The organism is Caballeronia sp. M23-90 (assembly GCF_053574605.1).
The window spans coordinates 1-7,932 of the sequence record NZ_JBSIPA010000308.1; the positions used below are offsets into that span (position 1 = coordinate 1).

The 7,932-nt window shown below is 59.9% G+C and carries 7 protein-coding genes and 1 pseudogene; 3 read left to right on the forward strand and 5 right to left on the reverse strand.

The features are described 5' to 3' along the window. Window positions 1-399 precede the first annotated feature (399 nt). The 3 genes from ACRXB1_RS24545 (at window position 400) to maiA (ending at window position 3,152) form a co-directional block, all read left to right on the forward strand. Window positions 400-1,881 (forward strand): MATE family efflux transporter, encoded by a 1,482-nt coding sequence (locus ACRXB1_RS24545; RefSeq protein ID WP_449493515.1) that lies wholly within the window; start codon window positions 400-402, stop codon window positions 1,879-1,881. A 171-nt stretch (window positions 1,882-2,052) separates the two neighbouring features. Next, complete coding sequence (locus ACRXB1_RS24550; protein ID WP_449493516.1) at window positions 2,053-2,328, forward strand: hypothetical protein; 276 nt, start codon at window positions 2,053-2,055, stop codon at window positions 2,326-2,328. A 161-nt stretch (window positions 2,329-2,489) separates the two neighbouring features. Beyond that, window positions 2,490-3,152, forward strand: a complete 663-nt coding sequence (maiA, locus tag ACRXB1_RS24555; protein ID WP_449493517.1) for a maleylacetoacetate isomerase — start codon at window positions 2,490-2,492, stop codon at window positions 3,150-3,152. Between the two features lie 14 nt (window positions 3,153-3,166). Here maiA and ACRXB1_RS24560 read toward each other — a convergent pair whose 3' ends face one another. The 5 genes and pseudogenes from ACRXB1_RS24560 to ACRXB1_RS24580 form a co-directional block, all read right to left on the reverse strand. Continuing rightward, a complete protein-coding gene (locus tag ACRXB1_RS24560) occupies window positions 3,167-3,922 on the reverse strand; it encodes an IclR family transcriptional regulator (RefSeq protein ID WP_075358339.1) in 756 nt (251 codons plus the stop codon). A gap of 51 nt (window positions 3,923-3,973) precedes the next feature. Continuing rightward, complete coding sequence (locus tag ACRXB1_RS24565) at window positions 3,974-5,140, reverse strand: acyl-CoA dehydrogenase family protein (RefSeq protein WP_449493518.1); 1,167 nt, start codon at window positions 5,138-5,140, stop codon at window positions 3,974-3,976. A gap of 15 nt (window positions 5,141-5,155) precedes the next feature. Continuing rightward, window positions 5,156-6,454, reverse strand: coding sequence for a CitMHS family transporter (locus ACRXB1_RS24570; RefSeq protein WP_449493519.1), 1,299 nt, complete (start codon window positions 6,452-6,454; stop codon window positions 5,156-5,158). Then, entirely contained in the window at window positions 6,454-7,605 is a 1,152-nt protein-coding gene (locus ACRXB1_RS24575; protein ID WP_449493520.1) for a CaiB/BaiF CoA transferase family protein, read from the reverse strand. Before ACRXB1_RS24575 ends, ACRXB1_RS24570 begins: the two co-directional genes overlap by 1 nt. Window positions 7,606-7,718: 113 nt before the next feature. Continuing rightward, window positions 7,719-7,932 (reverse strand): annotated as a pseudogene (locus ACRXB1_RS24580) (LysR substrate-binding domain-containing protein); the annotation flags it as partial.

Here is a 7,932-nt window from a genome sequence, read left to right on the forward strand (position 1 = left end):
TTGCAGCCGCCGTGTCAGGTGCTGCGACTGGCGCGGGCGCTGCGACGGCCGGGTGGCTCGAAGGGAAAATCTTGCTCAGGATCGTTCCGAAGATGCTCATGATGGGTATCCCTTATTCGATGGTGGAAGCAACTTGATTGCAGCTTCACGCAGCATGCCCGCAAGCTCCATACCTTGAAACGTTTCGCAGGACAGAGAACATTGCAGGCAGCTCAGGCTGCAGGAACATTGTAGGTGAGCGAGGACGCGATTGAACGACATCGGTATGTGAAAAAACGTCTTTGGTGCAATGAGACCCGCATTGATTTTGGCGTCTGCAATGAAATTGTCACGCCTGCGTCGTCATGAATCGCCCGTCATTCATGCGATGATTCGCGCACTGCAACCGTACGCTTTGCCATGACATCGAGACGACAACCTGACTTCGCACGCTCATCCGCACGCTTCGTAACGGGTTCCACCTTGCGCCACGTGGTCGTGATGGCGAGCACCGGCGCAATCGGGCTGATGGCGGTCTTCGCCGTCGATCTCGTCAACCTCTTCTACATCTCTCTTCTCGGCGATACATCCATTGCCGCCGCTGTCGGATTTGCCGGCACGATCAACTTTTTCATCACGGCCATATCGATCGGCATGACGATTGGCGTCAGCGCCACCGTCGCGAGGCTTCTCGGCGCCGGACAGCGCATGAAGGCGCGGCAGGTCGCGTCCGCGAGTCTTGTATTGATGATCGCTGTAACGATCGTATTGAGCGCAGCCACCTTGCTGTTCCTCGATCCGATCCTCAGAGCATTGGGCGCCGCGGGCGAGACGCGCACGCTGACCCGTAGCTTCCTGATGATCACCGCGCCCACGTATGTGTTCCTTGCCATCGGCATGTGCACTGCCGCGCTGATGCGCTCCGTTGGCGATGCCCGGCGCGCCATGGCCGTCACGCTCATGGCTGCGGTCGTGACGGCCGTACTCGATCCGATTCTCATCTTCGGTTTTCATCTCGGGTTGACGGGCGCGGCGATATCGAACGACATAGCGCGGCTCGCCCTTGCCGCAGTGGGCTTGCATGGCGCAATGCGCGTCAACGACCTGATCGGTCCCGTGCGATTTTCGCGGCTCTGGTCAAACAGTCAGCCGGTCATGAAAGTGGCGCTTCCCGCTGTTCTGACGAATCTGGCCACGCCCGTTGCCAGCGCTTATGTCACGCACGCGATGGCGCGTTTCGGCGCAGCGGCCGTAGCCGGTCAGGCGACCGTCGACCGGATCACGCCGGTGGCCTTCGCGCTGATCTTCGCGCTCACCGGGGCGGTCGGTCCGATCATCGCGCAGAATCTCGGCGCCGGCCGCGCGGACCGGATTCGCGAAACCATACGCAACAGCCTCGTATTCGTGCTGCTGACCGTCGCGATCGCGTGGCTCGTTCTGGCACTGGTCCAGAACGGCCTGATCCGCGCGTTTTCCGCACGCGGCGACACCGCCATGATCATCCGCGTATTTTGTTCATGGCTGGTCGCGAGTTATGCGTTTGTCGGCTGTCTGTTCGTGGCGAACGCGACGTTCAACAATCTCGACAGGCCGTTGTTATCGACGGTATTCAACTGGGGACGCGCAACGCTCGGTACGCTGCCGTTCGTTGCCGTCGGCATGAAGTACGGGCCTGTGGGCGTGCTGATCGGCATTGCGGCGAGCAATGCGGTCTTCGGCACAATGGCGATGTTCGTTGCGTTCATTGTCGTCAAACGTCTTCCCATGGGCGATTGCGCCGCCATGGCGCGCAAGGACAGCAACCGGCTGGAACAGTCGTCAGTGAATGTTCCGGGTGCCGCGGTGGGCAATACGGTCGCGCCCGATGTCGAATTGAAAGAGTTTCCCGTGCAGAGGCGCTGACAAGTCAAAGACCCGTTCCGATTATTCATCCACAGTGGATTCAGTTGTCACCCCTATCAGTACAATGTTTCGATAGTGCGCGCATATACTGATTTCCATCGACGCAGCGCACTCAGCAACAACCGCTGCGTAACCCTTGGACGAAGTACCTGATACGCACCGGAGCACATCATGAACAAGACTTTTATCGCATCGTTGTTGATCGCCGTTTCGGCTGCCGTTGCAGCACCTGCATTTGCAAGCAGCGGTTATGGCCCGGCACCGTCGTATAACCCGCTGGTCGGCGCACCGGAATCGCAACGCGGTCAAAGTGCACAAAGCATCGCTACAGATAACGCCCAGCAAAACGGCGATTCGCGCGCTTACGGCGGCGTGAAGAGCACGAACACGGAATCCGGCAATCGCGTTCAGGCGAACGACACACGTTCGATTTATTCGCATAATTGATTCGAGTTTGATGAAGCCAATGCCCGGTGAACGCAGGTTCAACGGGCATTGGTGTATTCAGCATTCGCGTTTCTCTTTCGTGCATCGTATAAAGTCGATGGATCTGGCTTATTGCTTAAGCTCTTCTCCCCCGATGCAATCCACCCGAAAGGAAACACGCCATGTCAGAGCAAGCGCAGTTCGAACTTTTCGCATTCTGGCGCTCGTCCGCCGCGTATCGCGTACGCGTCGCACTCGCCCTGAAAGGCCTGAGCGCGCATGAGCAGAATATCGATCTCGATGCCGGCGAACAACGCAGCGACGCATTCCTGAAGATCAGTCCGCTCGGATCGATTCCCGCGCTGGTGCAAGAGGGGCACGAGCCGCTCACCCAGTCGCTCGCGATCCTCGAGTTCCTCGACGAACTGCAGCCCACGCCGCCTTTGTTGCCGAGCGATTTGTACGGACGCGCACGTGTGCGTTCCATTGCATCGATGTGCGCCGCCGATACCCATCCCATGGTCGTGCCGCGCGTGAAAAAGTATCTGCAGACAGCCGGTGGTTTCGACGATACCGCGTGGCGCGCGTGGCAGATCAAGTGGCTGAGCACGGGGCTGGCAGCAATCGAAGAACGTCTTGCGGGGTCATCGGAGACGGGCATTTATTGTCATGGCGATCAACCCACCATGGCCGACATCTGCCTCGCGAGCATTGTTGCGGTCACACGCGTGTTCAAGATCACGGTGCCGGATATTCCGACCATCGACAGGATCATCGGCGTGTGCGACCAGCATCCGGCGTTCATGAAGGCGGACCCGAAAAAGCAGGCGGGTTCGCCGGGTTAAGCAACGCACCCGAGCTATACGATTGAATCAACGCCACGCTCCTGCGCATCGATCTCGTCTTTCAGGCGCAGGAGTTCGCTTCCATGCGCGTCCTGCTGCTTTTCGATGCGCTCAGTAGGCCCGACGACGGATATCCCGTACAAGTCACCGCCAACGGAAACTGCGATCGCCACTGCAGATAGCTCTGGTGCGCTTTCCCCGAGGTTCACGCTCCAGCCCCGCTGCCTTGCCGCCGACGTCTGCTCGACCAGTGCAGCAAAATCAGCGGTCGTGCGATCCGTCATCCGCTCGAACCCGAGCTTTTCGGCAAGCGTTGATTGCATCTGCGCGGACAACTCACCGAAGATCGCCTTGCCAATCGAATTGGCATGCACCGGGCGCAGCTCGCCTGGCTTCACGATGTAACGGATTGCCTTGAACGATTCGACCACGTCGAGATAAACCACGGCTGCGTCATGAATCTTGCCGAGCACGATGGTCTCGCCGGTGGCATCGCGCAAGGCGACCAGCCGGGCATGCAGCATCTCCACCACGGGGTCTACCGCATCGATCGCCTGGGCAAGCTGCAGCAGTCGCCGCGTCGGATAGTAGCCACCCCGCTTTTTCACTTCGTAGAGATATCCGCGGCTTACGAGCGTACGCGCAAGCGCGAGACAGCTCGATACCGGCACGTCCATCAACCGTGCAAGTTCGGTCAGCGGCAAAGGCCGCTGTTCAGTAGCAAAACGTTCGAACAAGTCGAGCGTACGCGCAACGAGTTTGACATCCATGGCAATTCCCTTCACCAGGTTCGGCGCGTTCCGGCATTCAGGCAAACGGCATCAATATGACTTGGGCAGTCCCAACACTTTCTCGGCGATAAAACACATGATCATCTGCGGACTGACCGGTGCGAGCCTCGGAATCATACACTCGCGCAGATAACGTTCCACGTGATACTCCTTGGCGTATCCCATCCCGCCAAGTGTCGCTATTGCCGTCTGGCATGATTGAAACGCGGCTTCCGCCGCCAGGTACTTCGCGCTGTTCGCTTCGGCGCCGCATGGCTTGCCGGCATCGTAGAGGAATGCGGCCTTGAACACCATCAGGCTTGCTGCCTCCAGTTGCATCCAGGCCTGCGCAAGCGGATGCTGGATAGACTGGTTTTGTCCTATCGGACGCCCGAACACCACGCGCTCTTTTGCGTATTGCGTGGCGCGTTTCAGCGCGGCCTGTCCCAACCCGATGGCTTCCGCCGCGATCAGGATGCGCTCCGGGTTCAGGCCGTGGAGCAAGTACTTGAAGCCCTCGCCTTCCTGACCAATGAGGTCGCCGGCCGGAACCCTCAAGCCGTCGATGAATAACATGTTCGAGTCGACCGCCTTGCGGCCCATCTTCTCGATCTCGCGCACTTCGACTTTTTCGCGATCGAGATCCGTATAAAAAAGGCTGAGGCCTTGCGTCGGCCTGGCCACCTGATCGATCGGCGTGGTCCGAGCAATGATCAGCATCTTGTTCGCGACCTGCGCGGTCGATATCCAGATCTTGCGTCCGGTCAGTACATAGGTGTCGCCGTCACGAACCGCCTGTGTCTTGAGACGCGTCGTGTCGAGCCCCGAATCAGGTTCGGTGACGGCGAAACAGGCTTTGTCCGTTCCTGCGATCAACGGTGGCAACCAACGCTGTTTCTGCTCCTCACTGCCGAACACCTGTACGGGATTCAAACCGAAGATATTCATGTGCACCGCCGATGCACCCGATAACCCCGCGCCCGACGCACTGATCGTCTGCATCATCAACGCGGCCTCGGTCATGCCGAGACCGGAGCCGCCGTAGTCCGGCGACATTGCAATGCCGAGCCATCCCGCATCCGCCAGTGTCCGATGAAAGTCGTGCGGAAACCCGCCTTCGCGGTCACGTTCGAGCCAGTAGTCGTCATCGTAGCGTTCGCACAGCTTTTCAATGGCGGACTGGATGGACAACTGGTCTTCAGTCAGTTCGAAATTCATGATTGGGTCCTGGAACTAGAGCGGAAACACGCCGATCACCACAGCGGCCGCGACCATCAGCAGTGTCGCTGCGAAGAGAAAAGGGATCGTGAACTTCTGATGCTCGGCAAGCTCGACACCCGTCAGACCGACAATCAGGAACGTTGCCGGCGTGAGCGGACTGACCGGGAAACCCGTTGTCATCTGACCCAACAACGCAGCCTGGGCCATCTGGATGGGCGGCACGCCGAGCAGCTTCGCGCTCTCCGCCATGACGGGCAAGATGCCGAAGTAAAACGAATCGGGATCGAACAGCAGCGACAGCGGCATGGAAAGCAAGCCGAGCACGAACGGCATATGTCGCGCATGTTCGGCCGGGACGTGCTGCACGACCACATGGGCCATTGCGGTGAGCATGCCGCTGCCCGACATGATGCCGGTGAACGCGCCCGCCGCGAGCAAGACGCTCGCCATCATCAGCGCGGCTTTCGCGTGGGCGTCGATACGTGCACGCTGTGCATTGACCTCAGGGTAATTCACGATCAGCGCGACGACAGTGCCGAGCATGAACATCACGACAGGGTCCACGATACCGCTGACCAGTGTCGCAAGCACCACGACTGTCAGCACCACGTTGATCCAGAAACGGTCCGGCCGGCGCAACGCGGCTTCTTCCGTCGACAACTCGCGCGGCTGCAACACGGTTTGCGGCGCGCCTTTGCCCAACCCAAGGCGCTTTTCCTCCCGCTTGCCAAGCCAGTATGCCGAGCCGAATACGAACACGAGGCCAATGGCCTGCAGCGGAATCATCGGATAGAAGATCACTGTGGTCGGAATGTGCAGCGCGGCGGACGCACGCAGCATGGGGCCGACCCACGGCAGGAAGTTCACGCCCGCCGCGAGCGATGCCACACACGCAAGAATGCGTTTGTCGAGCCCGAGGCGCGTGTAAAGCGGCAGCATGGCAGGGATCGTCACGAGGAACGTGACTGCGCCGGAGCCATCCAGATGGATCAGCAACGCGAGCAACGCCGATCCCATCACAATGCGCGTAGGTTTTGCGCCGACCATCCGCAAGATGCCATTAATGATCGGATCCAGCATTCCTGCATCCGTTAGGATGCCGAAGAAAAGGATCGCAAACACGAACATCCCCGCGACAGGGCCGATAGCCTGCACCCCGTGAACGATAAATTTCGCCGTGGACAACCCGAATCCCGCTACCAGCGCCGCGACCGTTGGCACCACGATCAACGCCACCAACGGCGACAGCCGCCTGGTGATGATCAGGCCGAACAACGCAACAATGGCAATCGTGCCTGTCAGCGCGAGCATTACGCGTCTCCTTTGCGGGTTGCGTCGAAGACTTGCGCTTCGTGCTCGTTGAGCCGTGGTGGCGGCGTGCGGTAAGTAGCCGGTGTGCGACTGAGCTTGATGGGCGACGCAATGCCCTTGTACCCTTCCATCTGGACCACCATTCCCCGATGCGCCGTGTGCGGCAGGTCGAGCGCGGCATCGATGGACAACACCGGCGCGCATGGCACGCCACGGCGAATCAGCGTATCCGCGAGTTTCGCGCCGTCCCATTGTTCGAACACGCTCTCGAGCGCCCGGCGCAAGTCCTTGCGATTCGCCGTGCGCGCCTTGTTGCTTTCAAAGCGAGGATCGGCGGCGAGTTGCGGCGTGAGGATCACTTCGCAAAGCGCCGTGAACTGCGTGTTGTTGCCAACAGCCAGGAAGATATCGACGCTGCCCGTATGGAACATGTCGTACGGCGTGATGTTCGGATGCGCATTGCCGCTGCGTTGCGGCGGCTTGCCCGAATAGAAATAGTTCGGCGTGTGCGGGTGCAGGATCGACAACGCACAGTCGAACAGCGTGGATTCCACGAACTGCCCGAGCTGGCTGCCTTCACGTTCGCGCAACGCCATCAGGATGCCAAGCGCAGCGTTCAGTCCGGTCACCATGTCCACGATCGGAATGCCCACGCGCGTCGGCTCTCCGCCCGCTTCACCATTCACGCTCATGATGCCCGCCATTGCCTGGATGGCGGCGTCGTAGCCGGGCAGACCGCCCAGCGGACCATCCGCGCCAAAGCCGGACACACGGCAGTGAACCAGCTTCGGGAAGCGCGCTCTCAGGAATTGTTCGTAGCCAATACCCCATCGTTCGAGCGTACCGGGCTTGAAGTTTTCGATGAGCACGTCGGCCGTGTCGAGCAGACCAAGCAGCTTTTCGCGCGCCGCTTCCTTCGACAGATCCAGCGACACACCCAGCTTGTTGCGATTGACACCCAGAAAATACGAGGCCGTGTCGCCATCGAAAGGAGGACCCCACGTGCGGGTTTCATCGCCCAGCGGCGGCTCGATCTTGATCACCTCGGCGCCATGGTCGGCGAGAATCTGCGTGCAGTACGGACCGCCCAGTACGCGGGACAAGTCAATGACACGGATGCCGGCAAGCGACCCGTCAAGGTGTTGAGTCAAGGTATGCGTCTCCATCGGCAAGCAAATGCTCGCCATTCATTATTCCCGCTCGTGAATTAAACTTTATAGGCGTGAATAATTTCCGTCAATACGGGTCGGGGAAACACCTAGTGTTATGAAGGCGCGCCTAGAAGCCTCAGCGCTTCGAGCGTCATCGTCTCGCGGGTGAGTTCGAGGAAGGCGCTCACCAGCGGGTTGGGATGCTGCAACTGCGGACATACGGTAAAGCCGCGAAACATCACCTCGGGTGAGAACGGCCGGAACACGATGCGCGCGGGGTTGGCATCGAGGGTAGCGAGCGGGTTCACCACGCCCACGCCCAGGCCG

Bases quoted from the DNA above. Each gene is read 5' to 3' on its own strand.
- ACRXB1_RS24565 (WP_449493518.1), bottom strand. From the start codon at position 5,140: ATGAATTTCGAACTGACTGAAGACCAGTTGTCCATCCAGTCCGCCATT.
- ACRXB1_RS24560 (WP_075358339.1), bottom strand. From the start codon at position 3,922: ATGGATGTCAAACTCGTTGCGCGTACGCTCGACTTGTTCGAACGTTTT.
- ACRXB1_RS24570 (WP_449493519.1), bottom strand. From the start codon at position 6,454: ATGCTCGCGCTGACAGGCACGATTGCCATTGTTGCGTTGTTCGGCCTG.
- ACRXB1_RS24545 (WP_449493515.1), top strand. From the start codon at position 400: ATGACATCGAGACGACAACCTGACTTCGCACGCTCATCCGCACGCTTC.
- ACRXB1_RS24550 (WP_449493516.1), top strand. From the start codon at position 2,053: ATGAACAAGACTTTTATCGCATCGTTGTTGATCGCCGTTTCGGCTGCC.
- maiA (WP_449493517.1), top strand. From the start codon at position 2,490: ATGTCAGAGCAAGCGCAGTTCGAACTTTTCGCATTCTGGCGCTCGTCC.